The organism is Pokkaliibacter sp. MBI-7 (assembly GCF_029846635.1).
Taxonomy (GTDB): Bacteria; Pseudomonadota; Gammaproteobacteria; order Pseudomonadales; family Balneatricaceae; genus Pokkaliibacter.
Genome location: NZ_JARVTG010000001.1, coordinates 572,821 through 596,831, shown reverse-complemented (window position 1 = coordinate 596,831; position 24,011 = coordinate 572,821). Strand labels below are relative to the sequence as shown.

Here is a 24,011-nt window from a genome sequence, read left to right as displayed (position 1 = left end):
GCACCGCTGTTATCGGTGGCGGTGACGCGGATCGTCAGACTGCCCACATCACCGTTATCCGGGGTACCGGAGAAGGTACCGGTGGCGGCGTTAAAGCTCAGCCATGACGGCAGAGCGGAACCGTCGGCCAGGGTAGCCGTGAGGGTCAGGCTGTCGCCAGCGTCCACATCACTGAAGGTACCGGCAGGGACGGTAAAGCTGAAGGCGCTGTCTTCGGTCGCCGTCTGAGCACTGATCACTCCGGCGGTCGGGGCATCGTTCACGTTGCTGACGGTCAGCGTAAAGCTGCTGGTGACGGAGGCACTGCTGCCATCGGTCGCTGTGACTTTAACGCTGATGGCACCCACATCGCCGTTATCCGGCGTACCGGAGAAGGTACCGGTGGCGGCGTTGAAGCTCAGCCAGGACGGCAGAGCGGAACCGTCAGCCAGGGTGGCGGTCAGGGTCAGGCTGTCGCCGGCGTCCACATCACTGAAGGTGCCGGCAGGGACGGTAAAGCTGAACGCGCTGTCTTCCAGTGCCGACTGAGCGGCAATGGTGCCGGCGGTCGGGGCATCGTTCACATTGCTGACGGTCAGCGTAAAGCTGCTGGTGACGGAGGCACTGCTGCCATCGGTCGCTGTGACTTTAACGCTGATGGCACCCACATCGCCGTTATCCGGCGTACCGGAGAAGGTACCGGTGGCGGCGTTGAAGCTCAGCCAGGACGGCAGAGCGGAACCGTCAGCCAGGGTGGCGGTCAGGGTCAGGCTGTCGCCGGCGTCCACATCACTGAAGGTGCCGGCAGGGACGGTAAAGCTGAACGCGCTGTCTTCCAGTGCCGACTGAGCGGCAATGGTGCCGGCGGTCGGGGCATCGTTCACATTGCTGACGGTCAGCGTAAAGCTGCTGCTGACGGAGGCACTGCTGCCATCGGTCGCCGTGACTTTAACGCTGATGGCGCCCACATCGCCGTTATCCGGGGTACCGGAGAAGGTACCGGTGGCGGCGTTGAAGCTCAGCCAGGACGGCAGAGCGGAACCGTCAGCCAGGGTGGCGGTCAGGGTCAGGCTGTCGCCGGCGTCCACATCACTGAAGGTGCCGGCAGGGACGGTAAAGCTGAACGCGCTGTCTTCCAGTGCCGACTGAGCGGCAATGGTGCCGGCGGTCGGGGCATCGTTCACATTGCTGACGGTCAGCGTAAAGCTGCTGCTGACGGAGGCACTGCTGCCATCGGTCGCCGTGACTTTAACGCTGATCACACCCACATCGCCGTTCGCCGGGGTACCGGAGAAGGTGCCGGTGGCGGCGTTGAAGCTCAGCCATGACGGCAGAGCGGAACCGTCAGCCAGGGTGGCGGTCAGCGTCAGGCTGTCGCCGGCGTCGACATCACTGAAGGTGCCGGCAGGGACGGTAAAGCTAAACGCGCTGTCTTCGGTCGCGGTCTGCGCTGCGATGGTGGAAGCCGTTGGCGCATCGTTCACATTGCTGACGGTCAGGGCAAAGCTGCTGCTGACGAAGGCACTACTGCCATCGGTGGCGGTGACTTTAACGCTGATGGCACCCACATCGCCGTTATCCGGGGTACCAGAGAAGGTGCCGGTGGCGGCGTTAAAGCTCAGCCATGACGGCAGGGCCGAACCATCAGCCAGGGTGGCGGTCAGGGTCAGGCTGTCGCCCGCGTCCACATCACTGAAGGTGCCGGCAGGAACGGTGAAGCTGAAGGCGCTGTCTTCCGTCGCGGTCTGTGCTGCGATGGTGGAAGCCGTCGGGGCATCGTTCACATTGCTGACGGTCAGGGTAAAGCTGCTGCTGACCGACGCGCTGCTGCCATCGGTGGCGGTGACGCGGATCGTCAGACTGCCCACATCACCGTTATCCGGGGTACCGGAGAAGGTGCCGGTGGCGGCGTTAAAGCTCAGCCAGGACGGCAGGGCCGAACCGTCAGCCAGGGTGGCGGTCAGGGTCAGGCTGTCGCCGGCGTCCACATCGGCAAAGGTGCCGGCAGGGACAGTAAAGCTGAACGCGCTGTCTTCGGTCGCCGTCTGAGCACTGATCACTCCGGCGGTCGGGGCATCGTTCACATTGCTGACGGTCAGGGCAAAGCTGCTGCTGACGGAGGCACTGCTGCCATCGGTCGCCGTGACTTTAACGCTGATCACACCCACATCACCGTTATCTGGGGTACCGGAGAAGGTACCGGTGCTGGCATCAAAGCTCAGCCAGCTCGGCAGGGCGGAACCGTCAGTCAGGGTGGCGCTCAGGGTCAGGCTGTCGCCCGCATCCACATCACTGAAGGTGCCGGCAGGGACAGTAAAGCTAAACGCGCTGTCTTCGGTCGCGGACTGAGCACTGATCACTCCCGCGGTGGGCGCATCATTGACCGCGCTGACGGTCAGGCTGACCGTATCACTGTCGGTGGAGAAGGCGCTGGAAGGAGTAGAGATACCGAAGATATCAATGGCACCGCCGACCTGCGTCATGCCGACATACAGAATGCCATCGCTGAACGTCACGTTGCTGGCGATGTAGCCCGTTGTCAGGGTGGCGACCAGCGTGGGATTGCTGGGGTCGCTGACATCCAGCATTTTGACGGTTCGGCTGTCGGTGACATAGGCATAATTGCCATTGACGGTGACACCGCGGGTTTCGCCACCGGTGGCATAGCTGCCTGTCTGAATGGGGTTGCCCGGATCGCTGACGTCCAGCACCAGCAGTGCATTGGTAGTCGCGACATAGAGGGTGCTGCCGCTCAGCGTCAGGTCATAGGCATCGCTGCTGGTTGCAAACGTAGCGGCCAGACTGGGCTGGGTGGGATCCGTAATATCAATGATCTGGACTCCGCCTGTCGTATCCGCGATGTAGGCGTAATTGCCTTCCACCACAACACGCATGGCATTGCCCGAGGAGGGATAATCGAGCTGGGCCGCCAGCGACGGCTGGGTGGGGTCCGACACGTCAATGACCTGCAGGCCACCGTAGGCACTGGCGATATAGGCATAATTGCCTTCCACCGCAATACCGAAGGCATAGCCGTTACCGCGCCCGATACTGCCCAGCAGGGTCGGGTGGGTCGGGTCACTGACATCGACAATTTGCAGGCCGCTGTCTTCATCCGCGATATAGGCGATGTTATTGACAATAACCACACCGCGTGGCTCGTCCGGCGTGTCATAGGTGCTGAGCAGTACCGGGTTGGTCGGGTCACTGACGTCGACGATGTGCAGACCATTCCCACTGTCGGCAATGTACAGATAGTCACCGACCACGGTGGTCTGACGGGTATTGATAAACTCCACCCCAAAGGTGGCCGTACGATCCGTATCCAGGTCACTGGAGGCATTGACGCCGGTGTCACCATTGTCATAGCCGCCGGTACGATCCCAGGCCTTGATGGTGATGGCATCGGACAGGGTGCCATTGAAGTCAGCGTCTGCCTGGAAATACACGCGGGTATTGCTGTCGGCATAGAGCACGAGCGCACTGGCTGCCGTAATGCCACTGGCCGCTGTCCATGTCGATCCGCCATCAGTCGAGTAGTAGAGGGTGCCGTTGCTGTTGACATCAATCACGGCGATACCCAGACCCTCACCATCCGGATCGCTGACATTACTGCCCGAGACCAGATCAGAAACCAGGGTGCCTACCGTGCCTGCAGGTGCACCGGCATCTTCATCAACATCACCCAGCGACAGGTTGCTGTCAGTCAGCACAGGCGCGTCATTGAGGGCCTTGACCTTAAGGGTGGAGGTCAGCGACAGCGTGGAGGTATCTGCACCACTGCTGGCAGTGCCGCCATTGTCCTGCAATGACGTCAGAGTCACGACGCGGTCAGTGGTAGTGGGATCCTCAGAGGTATTCTGATAGCTCAGTCCGTTGATCAGCGTCTCGGCTGCGGCAGCACTCAGTGTACCGCCACTCAGGGTGACGGTGGCGGTGGTGCCGGACAGACTAATGCTGTAGTGCAGACCATTGGACAGGGTGGTGCCCGTGCTGCCGTTGATAAGGGCAACAGTGGTGCCATCGAAGGTCAGCAGTTCAGCACTGCCATCGCTCAGATTGGTAATGGTCAGTGTCAGACTGCTTAGCGTCTGGCCACTTTCCAGTGCCCCGACATCTGCCCCGGAGAACAGGCTGACGGCCGTGGCGTTTTCGGTATAGGTCGGGTTATTGCTGGTGACTGTCAGCGTCGGCGCATCATTGACCGGCGTCACCGAGACCGCAGAGGCCACGGACAGGGCCGTGGTTGCCGTACCACCATTGGCTGTATCACCACTGTCGGTCACGGACGTCAGGGTGACAGTGCGGGTTGCCGCACCGGGATCGTCGGAGGTGTTCTGATAGGTCAGGTTATTGACCAGCGTCTGCAGTTCGGTGGCGGACAGCGTGCTGCCACTGACGGTCAGGGTAGCGGTGCTGCCCGATACGCTGACGCTGTAGCTCAGATCATGGCTGCTGGTGGTGCCGGTATTGCCGTCGGTCAGAGCGATGCTGCTGCCGTCGAGACCCAGCAGCTCACTGCTGCCACTGGCCACATTGGTGACGGTCAGGGTCAGGCCGGTGAAGGTCTGACTGCTTTCTACCGCGGAAGCCGAGGCACCACTGAACAGGGTGAGGGCACTACCATTTTCCACAAAGGTCGGATTCGCCGCCGTAGCCGTCAGCACCGGGGCATCGTTGACCGGCGTCACCGCTACCGTGGAAGCAATGGACAGCGTGGTGGTATTTACTCCGCCACTGGCGGTGCCACCGCTGTCAGTGACCGAGGTCAGGGTGACAACACGGCTGGCCGTGCCAGGATCGTCGGAGGTGTTCTGATAGCTCAGCGCATTCACCAGCGTTTGCAGCTCGGCAGCACTCAGCGTGCCACCACTGACGGTCAGGGTAGCGGTGCTGCCCGATACGCTGACGCTGTAGCTCAGATCATGGCTGCTGGTGGTGCCGGTATTACCGTCGGTCAGAGCGATACTGCTGCCGTCGAGGCCCAGCAGCTCACTGCTGCCACTGGCCACATGGGTGACGGTCAGGGTCAGGCCGGTGAAGGTCTGGCTGTCTTCTATCGCGGAAGCCGCGGTGCCACTGAACAGGGCGGCCGCGCTGCCATTTTCCACCCATGAGGGGTTGGTGGCGGTAGCGGTCAGGGTGGGCGCATCGTTGACGGCCGTCAGGTCGATAGCAATGGTCGAGGCACTGCTGGTGCCACCGTCGCCATCACTGACCGACACGCTCAGGGTGCGGCTGCCGGTGTTCATATCGGCGCTGTTGGTATTGGTATAGGTCAGATTACGGACCAGTGCCTGCACCGCCGCGGCGGTGGCATGGCTGTTCAGACTGATCACCAGTGCGTTGCCGGACGTACCCCCACTCAGGGTACCGATCACGGTACCTTCATAACTGATCGTGGTGCCGGACACACCGATCTGCCCGCTGCCGGTGCCCTGATGGCGTACCGACAGAACATCTTCACTGCTGACACCGTTACTGGTGACAGACACGGTGACGTTGCCGCCATCGAAGTCAGCGGAGTCGCTATCGCTGACCAGCGCATCCTCGCCGCTGTCCAGCAGCAGGGCGCCGCTGTCTTCGACGTAGCTCAGGCTGCCGCCATTGAGGGTAGAGAGATCGCTCAGCGTGGGCGCAATGTTCTGCACCACCAGCTGCACATCGTTACCATCGCCACCGACGTAGGTGATCTGGAACGCACGGCCGCTGATCAGCACCGTTGCCCCTTCCGCCAGACCGCTGAAGGTACCTGTGACGCTGTCACTGGCATCGTTATCAATCAGAGTAAACGTATCGGCCAGCGTTGGGGTATAGCCCAGATCAACCGACAGCGTGGCACTGGACAGATCAACACTGCCGGTAACGATCAGCTGATCGTACTCACTGCCTGCGGTAGTACCGTCAATGTCCACCAGCAGGGTGCCATTGACCACCAGATCACCGTTGACGGTCAGCGCACCGGGGCTGTTGCCCGGCGCCAGGGTGGCCCCCGCAAGCACGGTCACATCGCCGACGGTGCCGGAGCCCTGCAGAGTACTGCCGCTGTTTACGGTGAGATCACTGGAGAGACTGCCATTGACGGCCAGCGTGCCGCCGTCCACTGACGTGGTGCCGGTATAGGTACTGGTGCCGGTCAGGGTCAGGGTGCCTGCACCCGATTTAATCAGATTGCCTGTGCCATCAATCGCACCAGAGAGGGTGGCGTCGTTGAGAACGCTGACGGTGTTGCTGCTACTGCTCAGGGTAATGGTATTGTCGATGGTGACGCCGGTGCCTGTGACCTCAAGACTGCCCCCGATGCCGCTGTTGCTGCTGCCATTGCTCGCTCCCGGGGTGGGGGTGGCCACTTTCCAGTCGCTGGTCGTCAGGGCGCTGCCGGCACCGTCGCTGTTGCGCTGAATGGATTCGCCGTCTTTATTGCCGTTGTTATCTTCATTAATTTGCGGCTGGCCGCTATTCAGCAGCGCTAACAGACCGGCATCGTCAGCGTCATTGGTGTCATAGACCAGAGCATCTACCAGCCCGGAGGTGGTCACCGCTGTTCCGTCAGGGAAACTGCTGGCTGCGGCCTGATAAAGGGCAACCGCATCAGCGCCATTCTGCAGGCTGTTATCCGGAATCGTCAGGCTGTTGTTACTGTTCATTCCTGAGGTGATGGCCGTACTCCCCACCACAAAAAAGCCGTTGGCATCGAGGCTCTTGCCGGTCAGGTCGATGGTCAGATAACTGCTGTCGTTAGAGCCGTTGAAGAACACCAGGACATAGCCATCCAGCGACATATTGGCGGCGCCGTACAGCTCAACAAATTCAGCGGTATCGGTGCCTGCGGTATCGGCATCCACCTCATTGATCAGTACCCCTGTGGCCGTGTTAGTGCTGGTGCTATTGAGCGTCAGCGTGCCTGTACCAAGATTGCTGTCATCCGTAACCGACAGCGTGCCTGCGGAGACCGTCGTTCCGCCGCTATAACTGTTGCTACCGGACAGGGTCAGGGTGCCTGCACCGGTTTTGCGGAAATCACCACTACCGGTGATATTCCCCGACAGGGTCACAGCATTGTCATTGCTGAGGGTGCCGCCATTGCTGGTCAGGGTCATCGCATTATCGATAGTGACGTCAGCGCCGGTCAGACTCAGGGTGCTGCCATTCAGGATGATGGCACCGCTACCCAGATTGGCATCTGCAGCGACGCTAAGTGTTCCCTCCAGGACGTTAGTACCACCGGTGTAGGTGTTAGTGTTGGACAGGGCCAAAACCCCGGAACCGGTCTTAGAGAAGTCGCCGTCACCGGAAATCACCCCCGACAGGGTTACAGCATTGGCATTGCTGACCTCGCCACCATTGCTGGTCAGGGCGATGGCATTGTCGATGGTGACGCCGGAGCCGGTGACCTGCAGGGTGCTGCCATTCAGCGTAACTACACCACTACCGAGGTTATCATCGCCCGCTACACTCAGGGTGCCGGCCAGTACGGAGGTCGCGCCGGTATAAGTGTTGCTGCCAGACAGGCTCAATATCCCGGCGTCGGATTTGGTCAGATCGCCATCGCCAGAGATCACCCCCGACAGGGTCACAGTGCTGGCATTGCTGATCGTACCGCCATTGCTGGTCAGGGCGATGGCATTGTCGATGGTGACGCCGGAGCCGGTGACGGTCAGGGTGGTGCCATTCAGTGTCAGGGCGCCGGTGCCCAGATTACTGTCAGCAGCGACCGACAGGGTGCCGGCGCTGACGGTTGTGGTGCCGGTATAGGTATTGGTGCCGGAAAGCACCAGCGTGCCGGATCCGGCTTTTGTCAGGCCGGCACTACCGGAAATGACACCGGAAAGCGTGGCTGACTGTGACACCGAGACAGAAATACTGGCATCGCCAAACAAGGCGACAGTCTTGGCAAACGTATCAGTGCCGGTAATCTCCAGCGTGGTTCCGGCGGCGAGGCCAAACCCGAGGGCGCCTACATTGGAGCTGCTGGCGATGGACAGCATGCCGTCATCGACAAAGGTTGAGCTTGAATAACTGTTGGTGCCGGAAAGTACCAGCGTTCCTGCATCGGTCTTGCGTAGGCTGCCAGTACCGGAAATGGCCCCGGAGATCGTGGCAGTCTGTGAGCTGCTGACCGAGATGGAGGAGGTTCCGCCCATCACGATGGCATTGTCGATAGTGGTGGTGCCGGTCAGGGCGAGTTTTGTTCCCGAGGCCAGTGTGACGGTGCCGCTACCGAGATTGCTGTCAGAGGCGATAGACAGGGTACCAGAGGAAATAGCGGTCGTGCCGGAGTAGCTGTTGTTGCCTGTCAGGGCGAGGGTGCCGGTTCCGGTTTTGCTGAAGTTTCCGTTGCCGCTGATCTCGCCCGACAAGGTCACCGCATTGGCATTGCTGAGAGTGCCGCCATTGCTGGTCAGGGCAATGTTATTGTCGATCATGACGCCGGAGCCGGTAATGCTCAGGGTGCTGCCATTTAACGTCAGGGTACCGCTACCGAGATTGCCATCACCGGCCACACTGAGTGTACCCGCGAGGATTGCGGTGCTTCCGCTATAGGTATTGCTGCCAGACAGGGTCAGGACACCGCTGGCGCTTTTGCTCAGGTCACCATCACTGGAAATCACCCCCGACAGGGTTACAGCATTGGCATTGCTGACCTCGCCACCATTGCTGGTCAGGGCGATGGCATTGTCGATGGTGACGCCGGAGCCGGTGACCTGCAGGGTGCTGCCATTCAGCGTAACTACACCACTACCGAGGTTATCATCGCCCGCTACACTCAGCGTACCCTCCAGGACGTTAGTACCGCCGGCATAGGTGTTAGTGTTGGAAAGGCTCAAAACTCCATAACTGGTCTTGGAGAAGTCGCCGTCACCGGAAATCACCCCCGACAGGGTTACAGCACTGGTATTGCTGATCGTGCCGCCATTGCTGGTCAGGGCGATGGCATTGTCGATGGTGACGCCGGAGCCGGTGACCTGCAGGGTGCTGCCATTCAGCGTAACGGCACCACTACCGAGGTTATCATCGCCCGCTACACTCAGGGTGCCGGCCAGTACGGAGGTCGCGCCGGTATAAGTGTTGCTGCCAGACAGGCTCAATATCCCGGCGTCGGATTTGGTCAGATCGCCATCGCCGGAGATCACCCCGGACAGGGTGACGGTGTTGGCATTGCTGAACGTACCGCCGTTGCTGGTCAGCGCCACGGCATTGTCGATGGTGGCACCGGAGCCAGTGATGGTCAGGGTAGTAGCGTCCAGGAACACCGAGCCACTGCCGAGATTGCCATCGTTAGTGATACTCAGAGTGCTGTCCAGCACGCTGGTCGTACCCGTATAGTCATTGTTACCCGACAGGGTCAGTACACCGGAGTTGGTTTTGACCAGATTGCCACTGCCGGAGATGACGCCGGAGAGGGTCACATCATTGGCATTACTGATGGTGCTGTCGGTCAGGATGAGATAAATCGCATTATCAATGGTGCCCGAGCCGGTAATTTCCAGTGTGCTGTTATACAGCTCGACTGTACCGCTCCCCAGATTGCTGTCGTCGGTAATGCTTAGGGTGCCCGCATTAACCCGAGTGTAACCACTATAGGTGTTGCTGCCAGACAGGGTCAGGGTGCCGGTTCCGTATTTAGTAATGTTACCGCCGATGCCTGTAATTGAACCGGACAGGGTGGTTGAGGTGTTATTGCCACCCAGAGCCAGAGTAGCACTGCCCAGAGCGATGGTACCTGCACCAGAAACCGACCCCACTGTTTCGTTAGCATTTAGTGCCAGAGTTGCACCGCTATTAATGGTTACCACACTACTGTCGGACAGCGCTGTGCCGCCTGACAGGGTCAGGGTGCCGGCACTGACGATGGTTGTCCCACTGTGGACGCCGTTGCCTGCCAGGACCAGGGTGCCATCACCGGCCTTGGTCAGGGAGCCGGTGCCAGAAGTGACACCGCTTACCGTAGCTGTAATGCCGCTGCTTACCGTGATGGTGCTGTTTTGCACCAGAGTAATACCGTTGGCGAAGGTCGCGGTGCCTGCCAGCGTCAGGTTTCCCCCATCCAGCTTCACACCACCGATACCCAGATCATTGGCTTCTGCCACCTGCAAGGCGCCTGCACCGACTACCAGCGTGGATATGCCAGAGCCGCTGATGTTATTGGTGCCGGTCAGGGTCAGAGTACCACTGCCTGTTTTCGTCAGGGTTTGCGCCAGACCTGAGAGGTTACCTGACCAGGTTACATCGGCCAGCGTCGATAGCGTGGCTGATTCCTGCTGGAGATAGCTCAGCCCCACTGTCAGGGTGTTATCGATAGTGGCAGCAGAAGTCACCTGGAGTGTAGTGCCATCGCGCAGCGTCACACCGCCGCTGCCGAGGTTGGCATCAGAGGCAATGCTCAGCGTGCCGGCAGAGACGGTGGTGGCATCGTAGCTGTTACTGCCACTCAGTGTCAGCGTGCCACTGCCGGTCTTGATCAGATCACCGCCATCGACATTTGCCTCGATCTGGCCAGAGAAGGTGGTGGAGGTGTTGTCGCCACCCACGGTCAGGGAGCCACCGTTGAGGGTGACGGTACCGCTGCCTGACAGAGAGCCTATGGTCTCATCGAACTGATAGACCAGCAGCGATGCTCCAGAGGAGACGGTAACCGCGCTGGTGTCGGCAATGGCTGAACCACCTTCAATATACAGCTCACCTGCAGTGATAGTGGTGGTGCCGGTGTAGGTATTACTACCGCTAAGCTCAAGGCTACCTGCACCCGCTTTGGTCAGATTGCCTGCACCACCGATAGTGCCATCAAATGAGCTGTAACCACTGGCAATATTGAGTGTCAGTGTGGCACCTGAGTCAATGGAGATGTCTGTGCTGGCTGAGCTGCTGCTCTGAATCGCCCCGATGGTTTCACTACCGGCAACTTCCAGATGGCCTGTGCCTGTCAGCGTGATGGTGCTGTCATCGTCTATTGCTGCTCCTCCCGCAACCACCAGAGTTCCGGCTGCCACATTCCAGTCGCCGGTCAGGGTGTTGCTGCCGGAGAGCGTCGTAGTGGCTCCGCCTGTCAGTGTCAGATTCGCGGTGCCGGAAATGGCTCCGGCAAAGGTCGCACCAATGGCGTCATAAATAGTTGAGTTCTGCTCAACGATGATGGAGGCGTCGATAGGAGAGGTAACATTCAGTGCCAGGGTACCGCCATTCAGCGTCACACTTCTGCCTTCTTCCAGCACTGCCGAGCTGGCGATACCCAGTGTTCCTTCCGTAACTCTGACACTGACGGCAGCGGCATGATCTGAACCTGCAAGGCTGAAAGTACCTGCACCTAGTTTGTTAAGTTCACCAGAACCTTCAATGGAGCCGCTGAGCAGAGCCGTGACGCCGCTATTGACCGTTACGGTTGCCCCATTACTGCCAACAGCGAGGGTGTTGTCGATGGTAGTGGATACTGTCTCCTGCAGCGTACCTCCATCCAGGGTCACCAGTCCTGTACCCAGATTGGCATCGCTGGCGATGGATAACGTACCGCCGAGCACAGTGATGGTATTCAGACCGGTACTGGCCGTACTGTTGGCGCCGTTTAAGGTCACCGTGCCAGCGCCTGTCTTGATCAGTGAGGAGGTAACGGACCCGTTGTCGCTCAGTGAGGAGTTAAGGGTCAGCGTGTCTGCGCTGGCATTGCTGATGGTGAGAGTGCCAGCAAGTACGAGGCTGCTGCCGCTGAGGGTGAGGGTGCCTGCATCATCGGTATCAAAAATAATACCGTCCGCGACAGAAACATCACTTCCCAGCGTGATGGTCTGGCTGCTCAGACCTGAGGCAAAATCGATAGTAACCGTACCGCCTGTGCTGGCAATCCGATTGCCCGCATAATACAGCGCTTCACGCAGGCTGAGACCGGAGCCATCGGCCAGATCCGCTGCATAGGTGCCACTCGCGGCTTCATCCGCACTGGTGGTGACGACCAGATCATCGCTGATGGTAACAGTGAAGACTTCTTCATAGGTGCCTGAGGCGCCATCATCGGCCTGTACCCGAACAGAATAGGTACCAGCCGCCATGCTGATGGGATCATTGACTGTGAGCGTCGACCCCGAAATGCTGAAGGAGGCATTGTCGGTATCACCGCTACCTGAGACCAGTGAGAAGGTCCATGAGGTGTTATCTGCATCGGTGGCCGTCAGTGTGCCAACGGTAACCCCAGTGCCATCCCAGGCAGAGGCCGTATCGTTACTGAGGGCAATATCCGTAGGCGCATCATTGACGGCGGTGATGGCAATCACTGCCTGATTGGTGCCCGTGCTGTCGACGCTGCCGTCGTTGAACGTCCAGTTCAGTGTCACGCTGCTGGAGGGATCCTGTGAGGTGTTGGCGTAAGTAATAGCCTGCAGCACAGAGTCAACAATGGCTGATGTCGCAGCGGTGTTAAAGGTGAGCGTCAGCGTGCCTGCTGAGTTGGTGGTCACGGTACCGACTGTCGTGCCGTTATAACTGAAGGTTTCGCCTTCAGTCAGTGTTCCCAGCAGGCCGGTATTGCCAAACTGGTCTTCTGCACTGGCGCCGCCGTTACGGCTGATCGTAACCGACGCGCCGTCATAATTGCCCTGGCCACTGTTGAGTACATCCAGCTCGGTATCGGCAACGGTGACATTGCTGTCGATAACAACAGCGGTGCCATCCTCGGTATAGGTGGAACCGCCATTCAGGCCGGTAAAGCTGGGTGGGGAGTTCAAGGTAATCAGCGTATCGGCACCACCGTTGGTGGTAGTCACGACAAAACTTGCTGTTGGAATCGACGTCAGTGTGATAATGACTTCCGGACTGGCAAAGGTGGTTGAGTCGGTGTCGATTTCAAGCGTCGAGCCGTTGATACGTACGTTGGCCGCAGTCAGACCGGTAATACCAGTGAGCTGAATGCTGTCACCAGCCGTAAGGTCGACGATAGTATCGCCGTTCAGCTCCGCTGCCGTGCCGACAAATATGTCGTTACCGGCTCCGCCCTTAAGGCTGTCGGTTCCTGCACCACCAGAGATGATGTCATCACCGCCGTTGCCTTCTATAGTGTCATTGCCACTGCCACCACTTAACGTATCGGCCCCTGAGCCACCTCTGATCAAATCTGATCCTGCGGTACCCGTCACCACCATGCCGCCGCCAGTGATGTTGCTCAGAATAATGTTATTGGTGCCGCTGCTGTTTGTGTCATCGGAGAAATCAATTTCACGCAACCCTTCGCTGTAGGCATTGGCCTTGAAGGTCATGTTGAATGTGCTGGAGTTGGCATTGCTGGAGAGTTTTTCAATGCCGCTGATACCTGTGGTCCAATCCAAAGCAGACCCGAATGTGAAAGTACTGGCGGGCTCGAAACGCAGCGTGTCTGTGCCATCGCCACCAGCGATAGTATCTATGAATTGATTGGTGACGCCGCTGAACAGGGAGGCGGAACTGGTAAAGCGGAAAACGTCGTCTCCTGCGCCACCGTCCAATATATCGGCTTCGGTTCCTGATCCGCCGTAAAGCGTATCGTTGCCATCCCCGCCTTCAAGCGTATCTGAACCTGATCCCCCGATGATGATGTCGTCACCACGGGTGCCTTTGATGGTCACGCCACTATTGTTGCTGGTCGTTAATGTGCCGGTATCGCCACTGGAGCGATCCATACCGCTGGCGTCAAGGGTGGTGCCTGATGCGGTCAGGGTGAACCCGGCCTGGGTCAGGGTGCCTCCGGTACTGGTCAGCGTACCGATGGTTTCGTCGTCCGCGAGCACAAGGGTACCGCCGGTGACGTTGATGGCCCCGCTGTCAGCAATGGCACTGCCGCCGTTGAGGGTCAGAGAGCCATTGGAAAGGGTAGTGGTGCCGGTGTAGGTGTTGATACCGGAGAGGGTCAGAAAGCCCGCACCGCTCGAGGTCAGAGGGCCTGAGCCAGAGATGATTCCTGTCAGGTTGACGGTATGTAACGTATCGACATCCAGAGTGCCGCCATTGCTCCCCAGCGCAATCGCATTGCCGATGCTGGTATCACCTGTCACTGAGAGCGTACCGCCGTTCAGCGTCAGAGCGCCGCTGCTCAGCTTGCCAGCATCTGAGATGGACAATGTACCTTCGGAGACCGATGTTGTGCCGCTGTAGGTATTAGTAGCGCTGCCGGCCAGTACCAGCGTACCTTCACCGGTTTTGATGACAGAGCCTGTTGATGCGGTGTCGTCCGCAAGTTTTGTGGTCGCCGCCAGCGTCAGCGTATCGCCAGTGGCTACGGTAAAGGTCAGATCACCCTGAAGTTTCAGTGAGCGAACAGAACCGACTGACTGGCCAATGGTCAGTCCTCTGGCCTCAGTACTGTCGATCGTATCGCCTGCGCCGACGGAGGCATTGGCACCGATAGTAATGACAGAATCATCGGCCAGTCTGATCTTGATAGTATCCGCACCGGACTGCGCTAGACCTCGCGCCAGTGCTTCCTGCAGGGAGAAGCCATCGGCGGCGTCGCCGTCAGTGTCAGTGCCGGTCTGATCGACATAAATGACGGAGCTGGTGACGGTCACATCGCCTGTTACCGCATTGGAGGCAAACTGGTCAGTCAGGGTAAAGCGGACAGTCGTATCACCATAAGGCGTGTCGTTACTGTAACCAATACTGCGTACCAGATTCTGTACCCGAGCGGCGGTGGCGTTGGCATCGAAAGTGACGACCAGCGCACCGGTCGCGGAGGTATAGCTCCAGGTGGCGAATTGTGTTGCACCATCGGAGACGGTGCCGCTGCTATCGCTACCCTGATTGATGGAGCCTGTGAAGGTCAGCCCGGCACTGCTGAGGAAATTGAATACGTCGTTGGCATTGCCATCGGCAACCCCGCCCGAAGTCACTCGCTGAATAGTCAGGGTACCGTTGGTCCATACATCGGCGGCATCTGTGACAGTCGCATTGGCAATATCTGCAAGGCCGTTAATGGCATCTGCCAGAGCGACGCTGTTGCCTGTGCCGCTGCTACTGCCGTTCAGGTCAAGGGTAGGTGGCTGATCAATGGGAGCCTGCAGGGCGAACTCATTGCCACCGCTTGCGTCAGCGTTGCTGCCAAGATTAGCTCCGCTGAAGTTATCAGTAGCAGCATAGTAAGCAGTGAGTACGGTGGAGTTACCTCCCGCAGTCACCGTGCCGCCTTCTGTCACACCCGAGAAGGTACCGGAGATGGCGTCGGAGCCATCGTTAGTGATCAGTCGATAGGCATCGCCGTTGTCCGGCGTGTAGCTGTGGTTAACCGACAGCGTGACGCCCGTACCGATGGTGACTGTGCCGTTGACCGCAACGGCATCATAAGTCGAGCCAATGTCTGCGCCTGCAATATCCACCGAATAGGTACTGTTGTCACCGAAGGCAAGATTGCCATTGAAGGTCAGGGCGCCGACGTCATTGTTAGAGCCTTCCTCACCGGGAGCCAGAGTGCCATTGATGGTGGCAGTGTTGGAGGTGCCAGAAGATGAGAAGATGCTACCGGTGCCTGCCAGCGTAGCGCCGCTGGCGACGGTCAGTGTGGAAGTACCATCCAGCGCGCCGGTGACCTGCAGGGTCCCTGCAGATACGGTGGTTGCGCCGGTATAGGTATTGGTTTCTTCCAGAGTGAGGGTGCCATTACCGTCTTTCACCAGTGCGAATGCACCAGCAACCACACCGCCGACGGTAAGGGATGAGGTGTCCTCAACATAAATGGTGGCGTCTGCCGCCATGGTGATGGTGCCGGTCAATACCGATGAACTGCTCCCTGCGGAGACTGAGATTACCCCTATGCCATCGCCAACGCCGCTGATAGTGAGATTCTCGGCCAGTGTTCGGCCGTTGATTCTGAGTGATGCTCCGCTGGCAATAGTGGTGGTGCCGGTGGTGCTGCCCAGCGCGGTATCGCTGCCAGCATCCAGCGTACCTGCACTGGCAGTAATGTTGCCATCATAGCTGCTATTGTCGCCGTTAAGCGTCAGGCGGCCATCACCTGACTTGGTCAGGTTGCCAGAGCCACTAAGGCTGCCGCTCATATTCAACGCTGTATCGGAACCTACGCTGATGACGGCATTGGCGGACAGGGTAACATCGCCACTCAGAGAGACAGAGAACGGAGCGCCTGTGGTACTGATCGCCAGCGCACCCGCAGAGGACACGCCTGTACCGCTGAGTGTGAGTGTCTCGGACAGTGTGAGTGAAGATTGTATGGCTAAAGTGGCTCCACTGGAGACAACAGTGCCTGAGCTGTCGCTGCCCAGCGCATTGCTACTGGTAATGGTCAGCGTTCCTGCACTCACTGTGGTCAGGCCCGAATAGCTATTGTCGCCACTGAGCGTCAGGTTGCCTGATCCCGATTTGGTAACGCTGCCGGTGCCACTGATGGCGCCGCTATACGTTCCCGATGAGCTCTGACTGAATATCAGCGCTGCATTGTTGATGTAGTCACCGGTCAATGACGACGTGGTCCCCGCCAGCGTACCCGCTGATACGGTGGTCGTGCCGCTGAAGGTGTTGGCTGCAGTCAGTGTGAGGGTGCCGGCACCTGCCTTAGTGAGCGAGCTGCTGCCTGAGAGGGTGCCTGAAAGCGTGACGTCATTGGCATTGGTGATCGAGCCGCCGTTGCTGCCAACCGCAATCGAGTTGTCGATGGTGACACTGAAGCCGGTCACGGTGAGCGAACCACCGTTCAGGGTGACCGCGTCTGCGCCCAGATTGCCATCCGATGAAATGGACAATGTACCGGCCAGTACGGACGTGGTGCCGGTATAGCTGTTGCTGTTAGACAGGGTCAGGGTGCTTGAGCCTGTTTTCGTTAATGAGCCCGAGCCGCTGACAGTGCCGGATAGGGTCACATTCGCATCAGTCTGCACAACAGTGCTGCCGGTCAGGGCCAGGTTGTTGTCTACCGTGGAGGCACCCGTGATCTCCAGGGTGGTACCACTGGCCAGCGAAACAGCGCCAGCACCCAGACTACCGTCACCCGCGATGGCGAGTGTGCCGGTGCTGACGGTTGTCGTGCCGGTATAGCTGTTGCTTCCTGACAGATTGACGGTACCGGAGCCCACCTTGGTCAGAGAATATCCACCGGTAATGTCGCCGGTCAGGTTCAGCGTGTCACCTGCGTTAAAGGCGCCGATGCTGGTATCTGCGGCCAGAGTGATGTCGCCACTGACGGTGGTAGTACCTGAGCCTTCATTAATTTTCAGGGCACCGTAGATGCTGGTAATACCTGTGCCGGACAGCGTGAGATTTTCGGCAACGGTCAGGCCGTTGCCGATACGCAGTGTAGTACCGCTTGATACGACGGTTGCACCGGTCGTAGAACCAAGCGCATTGTTGCTGCCGACGATGATGACACCGTTACTCAGGGTGATGGTGCCATCATAGCTGCTGTTGTCGCCCGATATGGTCAGGACGCCGCTGCCGGTCTTGGTCAGACTGGCTGATCCGTCAATGACGCCTGCAATGGTGGCTGAGCCGCTGACCTCGATATTCGAGTTTGCATCAACGAAGATGCCACCGGATGTTAGTGTGCCGCCGGAGAGGGATAAGGTACCGCCATTCAAAGTGATTGCACCAGCACTTGCTCCACCCATCGCGGAAGGATCGGTAAGTGCGAGTGTGCCTTCAGTAACTTTGAGTCCAACATTTTGCGAAATGGTCGTTGCACCTACTGTTAACGTACCCGCTCCCAGTTTTTCCAGAGTACCTGTGCCATCTAGCAATGTGTCAGACAGAGTAACGGCGACGCTATTGGCTACAGAAATATAACCGTTACCGGGATTGAGACTGACGCCTAACTCGAAGGCATTGTCGATGGTTGTGGTGCCTGTGACGGCCAGTGTGCCGCCGTTGAACACCACATCACCATTGCCAAGATTGGCGTCGCTCGCTACCGAGAGTGTGCCAGCCTCCAGCGTAATACCACTGATGCCAGTGCCAGTGGTGTTATTGGTGCCTGAAAGGGTAAGCGTACTGCTTCCTGATTTGGTTAGCGTGAATGTGTTGCCAGACAGGTTGCCGCTCAGCGTTGCATCTGCCGAAGTGGTGATAGTCGCTGAGCCTGTCAAACTGATGGCGTTATCGATGGTCGTAGCACCAGTGATAGTCAGTATCGTGCTGTCGGCAAGCGTGACGGCGCCCGTACCCAGGTTACTGTCACTGGCTACCGACAGCGTTCCTGCACCGATCAGGGCGTTCCACGCACTGCCTGTATTGGTTCCAGATAGGGTAAGAGTGCCGCTGCCTGTCTTGGTCAGGGTGTTTGTGCTGCCTGAGACTGTGCCAGAAATAGTCGTATCAGCATCTGTTTGCACCGTAGCGCTGCCAGACAGGGTGAGATTATTGGTAAAGGTTGCCGCATTGGTAACGGCCAGGGTAGCGCCACTGCTCAGTGTGATAGTGCCTGTGCCAAGGCTGTCGTCAGCTGAAACACTTACTGTCGTATCGCTGGAAATGACAGTACCGCCGCTAAAGCTGCTGTGACCTGAAAGGACGAGCGAGTTACCGTTAGACGAGCCGTAGTCAGATAAGGTGAGCGTTCTGCTGCCACCTGATTCTGTGATAGACCCTGACAGGGTATAGACGGCGCTTGCATCGGCAATCGGTGAGCCTTCGGTAAGGATGGTAGCGCTGCTGGCCAGGACAATGTCGTTGCTGATGGTTTTGGTGCTGCCGGTAATATCCAGCATGGCGCCGTTGGAGAGCGTGACCTGACCACTACCGAGAGTGCCTGTTCCCCCCACACCCAATATGCCCGCGGTTACAGCAACCGAGCCCGTGAAGGAACTGGCATTATTGATGTACAGAATGCCAGATCCACTGCTGGTCAAGGCACCGGAGCCGGTGATGGCGCCGGTTAATACCCACTGTGCATTAGTTGCACTAAGCGTCCCGCCACTGCTGCTGATCTCAATCGCATTGGTCAGGATGTCGTATGAGGTACTGTTGGTTACCGCGTCAGGATAATCACTGGTCCCACTTCCTGTGTTGGCCAGCGTGCCTCCATCCAGCGTAATGGTGCCAGTACCGATATTGGTATGGTTGGTCAGGCTGAGTGTGCCGGCCGTGACAGTAGTAGCAAAACTGGAGCCGTCGTTTGTTCCTGACAAACTTAACGTTCCGCTACCTGTTTTAGTCAGTGTCTTATTGTCGCCAGAAATGCTGCCTGACAGGGTAACGGTGTTGTCTGTCTGAATAGTCGAGGTGCTACCAGCTGTACCCAGCGTGAGGGAGTTGCTGAGCGTGGTGGCTGCGGTAATCTCCAGTGTCGCATCAGAGTCGATAGTAATCCCGCCAGAGCCGATGTTGGCGGAGGTGGCAATGATCAGCGCACCTGCACCAGTGATCTGAGTGCCGCCACTGTAGTTGTTGGTGCCGGAGAGGGTAAGTGTCTTGCCGCCTGTCTTGTGCAGGAGGCCGCTACCGGTGATATTGCCGGACAGAATCGCGCCGGTGCCGCCGCTCACATTAACTGTGCCGCCTGATGAGCCCAGGGAGATGGCGTTGTCGACGGTGCCTCCGGTAAAGCCTGAGAGCTGGAGAGTACCACCGTTGATGGTTATGGTTCCGGCAGACAGGTTACTGTCACTGGTGATGAGTACGGTACCGTCGTTAACGGTCAGCCCACCTGACCAGCCAGTGGAGTTACTGGTACTGGAAAGAGTGAGGGTGCCACTACCGGTCTTGATCAGGTTCCCAGAGCCACTAATGGCTGCAGACAGCGTACCACTGCTGCTCTGGTTGACCGTCAGTGTGTTTGCACCCAGGCTCACGCTGCCGGCGCCTGTCAGTGCGCCGATGGTTTCGGTTGCAGACGACAGCGTCAGAGTGCTGCCTGTCAGTGTCACAGCGACGGTATCTGCCAGTGCTGTGCCCGAGCTGCTATTGAGAGTTATGCCACCCTGGCTGATCAGTACTGAACCGGTAAAGGTGTTGCTGCCTGTCAGGGTCATCGTACCACTACCGGATTTAATCAGACCCCCGGTACCACTCATCACACCCGTAAAGCTGGTGCTGCTGTTGTCACGTCCTGCGTAAATGCTGTTACTACCCAGCGCAACGTCACCGGCGCCTGCCAGCGAGCCAATGATTTCTGATCCTGCCAGAGTGAGGATTGCGCCACTGCTGACTGTGACTGCGCTGTCATTGCCAATGGCAGAGCCGCCTGAGGCTATCAGCGTGCCTGCACTAATGGAGGTTGCACCGCTGTAGTCATTACTACCGCTCAGTGTCAGGGTACCACTGCCACTTTTGGTCAGAGCGCCACTGCCGCTGATCGAACTGCTGATCGACGCCGTGTCACTGGTGCCGTTAGAGAATGTCAGGGTCGTACCTGAACTCAGGGTCAGCGTACTGCCGGCGATGGTCACACCACTGGCGTTGTCCATATCGATGGTCAGGCTTTCGCTGATGGTCAGATTACCTGCCAGTGTCAGTGTCTGCCCGGCCAGACTGCTGTCGAAGACGATAGTCTGAGTGCCTGTGCTGTCGGCGGCGGCAATCGCAATGGCTTCACTGAAGCTGACACCATCACTGACATCGATGGATGTACTGTCGGTGGCATTGGTGACGTAGATGGTGTCACTGGTGACGGTCACGTCGGCGGTTGTGGCACTGCTGCCATCTGACAGGGTAAAGCGAATAGTGGCATCACCGGCGGGCGTATCGTTGCGGTAGGTGATGTGCTGCATGACATCCTGCACCAGCGCCGTTGTTGCCGTGGTACCGGAGCTGGTAAAGGTGATGGTCAGCACACCATTGGTGTTGGTGAAGGTGGCGAAGGTCAGGCCATCTTTTTGCAGCGTGCTGCCGGAAACGGTGAAGGCGGCGCCTGTCAGGTCAAACGCAAAGGTATCCGCTGACCACGCACTGCCCGAGCGCTGTATGGTCAGGCTGGCGCCTGACCAGTCGCCATTGCCACTGTTAAGGGCATCCAGCTCAGTATCGCTGACCGTGGCGTTGCCGCCTGCATCAAGCACGACTGTGCTGCCTACGCCAGCCCAGGCAACGGAGTCGCCAGCCACATTGGCGATCACGGGGGTATCGTTCATCACGCTGGTGATGGTGGAGCTGTTGACCGCAGTAAGGGAGCCAGAAGCAGCATGCAGAGCCAGGCTTTCGGAGCTGCCTGAGTTGGTGTACTGAATGGCCAGTCCACTGAAGGTAGCCACACCGGATGATACATTCAGTGTTACCGTGATGCCGCTGCCATCCTGATCACCGGAGGTGACGCTGAGACTGTTGACCGTACCGTCGATAGTGCCGTCGTTCGGGTCAGTGACAGACAGCACGATATCGGTGGAGTAGCCGGTATCTACGATGCCACTGGCATCTACCGCTTCGATCACGGGTACCGTGCTAAAGCTGGTGCTGGCGCCACTGGCGATGGAGGTAGGGGTTGGCTCGGTAGAGAACACCAGCTGTGTGGCTACGACATCTGCCGTGATAGTGCTGCTGGAAGCACTATTCAGAGAGGAAGCAGAGGCGCCGAGGGTGAAGGTTTCCTGATCGGCTGATGCGGTATAGCTGATACCGGAAAACGTAGCGATACCAGCCGTTGCTGCAACGGTGGTGGTACCGCTCAAAGCGCCTGAAGCATTTTCTGACAGCGAGATGGAACCGGTATAGTCGGTATCGACGTTACCGCGGGCATCCACTGCCAGCACGATAGGCTGTGTGCCGAAAGTGCTGCCACTGGTGACGGTGCCGGAGGGCGACTGCGAGTAGACCAGCTGAGTGGCGGTGACATCGATGGTGGCACCACTACCACTGGTGACGTCTGACTGACTGCTGGCCATGGAGGAGCCACTGCCACCGGTGGTGAAGTTGGCGGCATTGACGGACAGCACAACGGTGCGACCATCGTTGATGTCACTGGAGCTGGTACTGTCGTTGAAGTAGGCGCTGACGGTATAGGTTTCGTTACCGCCGTCTGCAACTGAAAGAGACAGGCCAGAGAAGGTGACCTGGTCTGTGGCCGAGTCATAAGTGCCGACGACATCGGTGGCATCAGGACCGTTTAGCAGCCACACCATATTGGCTCGATCTGTATCGGTAGCGGTGCCGGAGACATCAACATAAAACGAGCTGATGGTAGTGGTGAGTCCGTCGGTGGCTCCGGTATCGGTAATAACAAAGTCCAGCAGCTGGGTGGCATTGCCGGTAGAGGTGGCTGTTGTGGAAAGGATGCTGGCTTCGCTGCTACCGCCTGCGGTGACGGTGGAAGTGGCGTCAGTAAGCGGGGCAGATGTGATATTTGTTAGCTGAATGTTATCGAAGGTCAGTCCATAACCGTTATCACTCTCACCAGCCGTATCTTCGGTAATGGTGAAGGACGTGATCCCCTGGAAAAAGGCGGCATTGCTGTCATTGGTGATATCCAGCACATTGGGTGAGCCGTTACCTGACACTGAGATGGTAATAGAGCCCTTGGATGAGGTAATGATCAGACTCTCATTCTCAGCCCAGTTGGTAATTGAAATGGACGACAGGTCGAAAGACTGACCATCGGACAGACTGAATGTGACGCTGCTTTCAAAGCCTGTCCCAAAGTCGGTAGAGAGCTCGCCAGCCTGACCCGTGGTGTCTAATGAACTGACCAGATTGAAGTCGCTGGACACGGCAACCAGGGTTGCTCCATGTTCTGTTTCATTGACAGTATTAGTGCCATAGCCAGTTACGCCACTTTCAAAGTCAAAGGTGGCATCAGTGCCATTTCTGAAGTTAGTGGCAACGATAGTGCCAAACATAAATCCCTGACTAGATTTCACCGTTCCCGAAGAGCTGGCATAGATGCGTATCTCATCTATGCCGGTAAAATTGAGAGAGCTGAAATCAGTAAAATTACCTGAGCCATAATCTCCTGTGACATTGGAGACAGTCGATGATGCACCTGCGACCTCCGATCCATTTAGATAGCCAACAACTGTAATGTCATATGAGTTGAGATTAGCCTGGTCTTCGGAGGCGCCATAAAAGTCTACGCTAATGCTTGATAAATCAAACAGTTTGCCATCATTTGATGTAAACGAAACGTAGTCGTAACCCGTGTTACCGTTTTGTGTTGCTAAATAGAATATCCCTGAGCTTTCCGTCGCCATGATGGCATCAGATGCACTGTTTACGGTTGATGCGTCTAATGCCCCAGTGACAGTCCAACCAAGCAGATCTGCATAGCTGTATGAGCTTTCCCCATCTGTACCGCTGGCCAACTGGTTATAACCACCTGCGGTAGTTGCGTAAGTTGCAAAATCTGTTGTGCCTTCAGTCGGTGTAGACAAGACATCCTGAAAGTCCGTGAACTCGAGAGATTCGGTGTTTATATCTCCTTCATGGTCCTCAAGACTCCAGTTGCCTCCCAATGTTTCTGCACCGGTAAGGTCTGTCGAAGCCGCAATATCCGCCGCGGTCAGCTGTGCCAGCAGTGAGACAAAGCTCTGCCCGGAGTCCTGGGCCACTTCACAGCCGTAGAGCAGCAGATCACCGGAGTCTGTCAGTGCAGCCCCCAGCTTGGCCAGATCATCCGCACGCAGCTCGGCAGTGGTGCTGTCGAGGGTGAAACTACCCAGTTGTACTTCGCCTTCACTGCCGTGGCTGAGCACATGAATGGCATCGTAGCCTGAATGGGTTTCGGCCCAGTCCACCATCTGGCTCAGGCCATCCTGACTGCCATCAATCAGCACGACTTCCATCCCGGCGGGGACGTTATCCACCAGGGTCTGGTAGTCCGTGACTGAGGTATCGATAAACACCACTTCCCGGCGTGTGCTGTCCCCGGCGACCGCGGTATCGGTCAGATCGGCAGAGCCGTCGTGGCTGTCGGAATCTTGTGAGGTGTGCTGTGAGGAGCCGTTGTCGCTATCGGTATTCTGAGCCGTATCGGTTGTTTTGCTGGCGTCGGCGGAGCTGCTGGTATCGGTCGTGGTAGCAGCCGTCGCCGCCAGCGCGCCGTCAAACAGCATACGCGGTTCGAGAGCAAGCCCGAGGGGCTGAGGAATATCTGTTGTAGCGGTTGAGGAGGGGGACTTTTTCTTATTAAACAGATGACGCCACAACAT

Annotated in this window: 1 protein-coding gene (running past one end of the window); it reads right to left on the bottom strand. The window is 58.0% G+C overall.

The window, feature by feature from the left end:
* Positions 1-24,011: the 5' portion of a putative Ig domain-containing protein gene (locus tag QCD60_RS02710; RefSeq protein WP_279782189.1), read on the bottom strand. 6,031 nt of this gene lie to the left of the window's left edge; only the first 24,011 of its 30,042 coding nucleotides appear in the window; its start codon is at positions 24,009-24,011; its stop codon lies beyond the left edge, outside the window.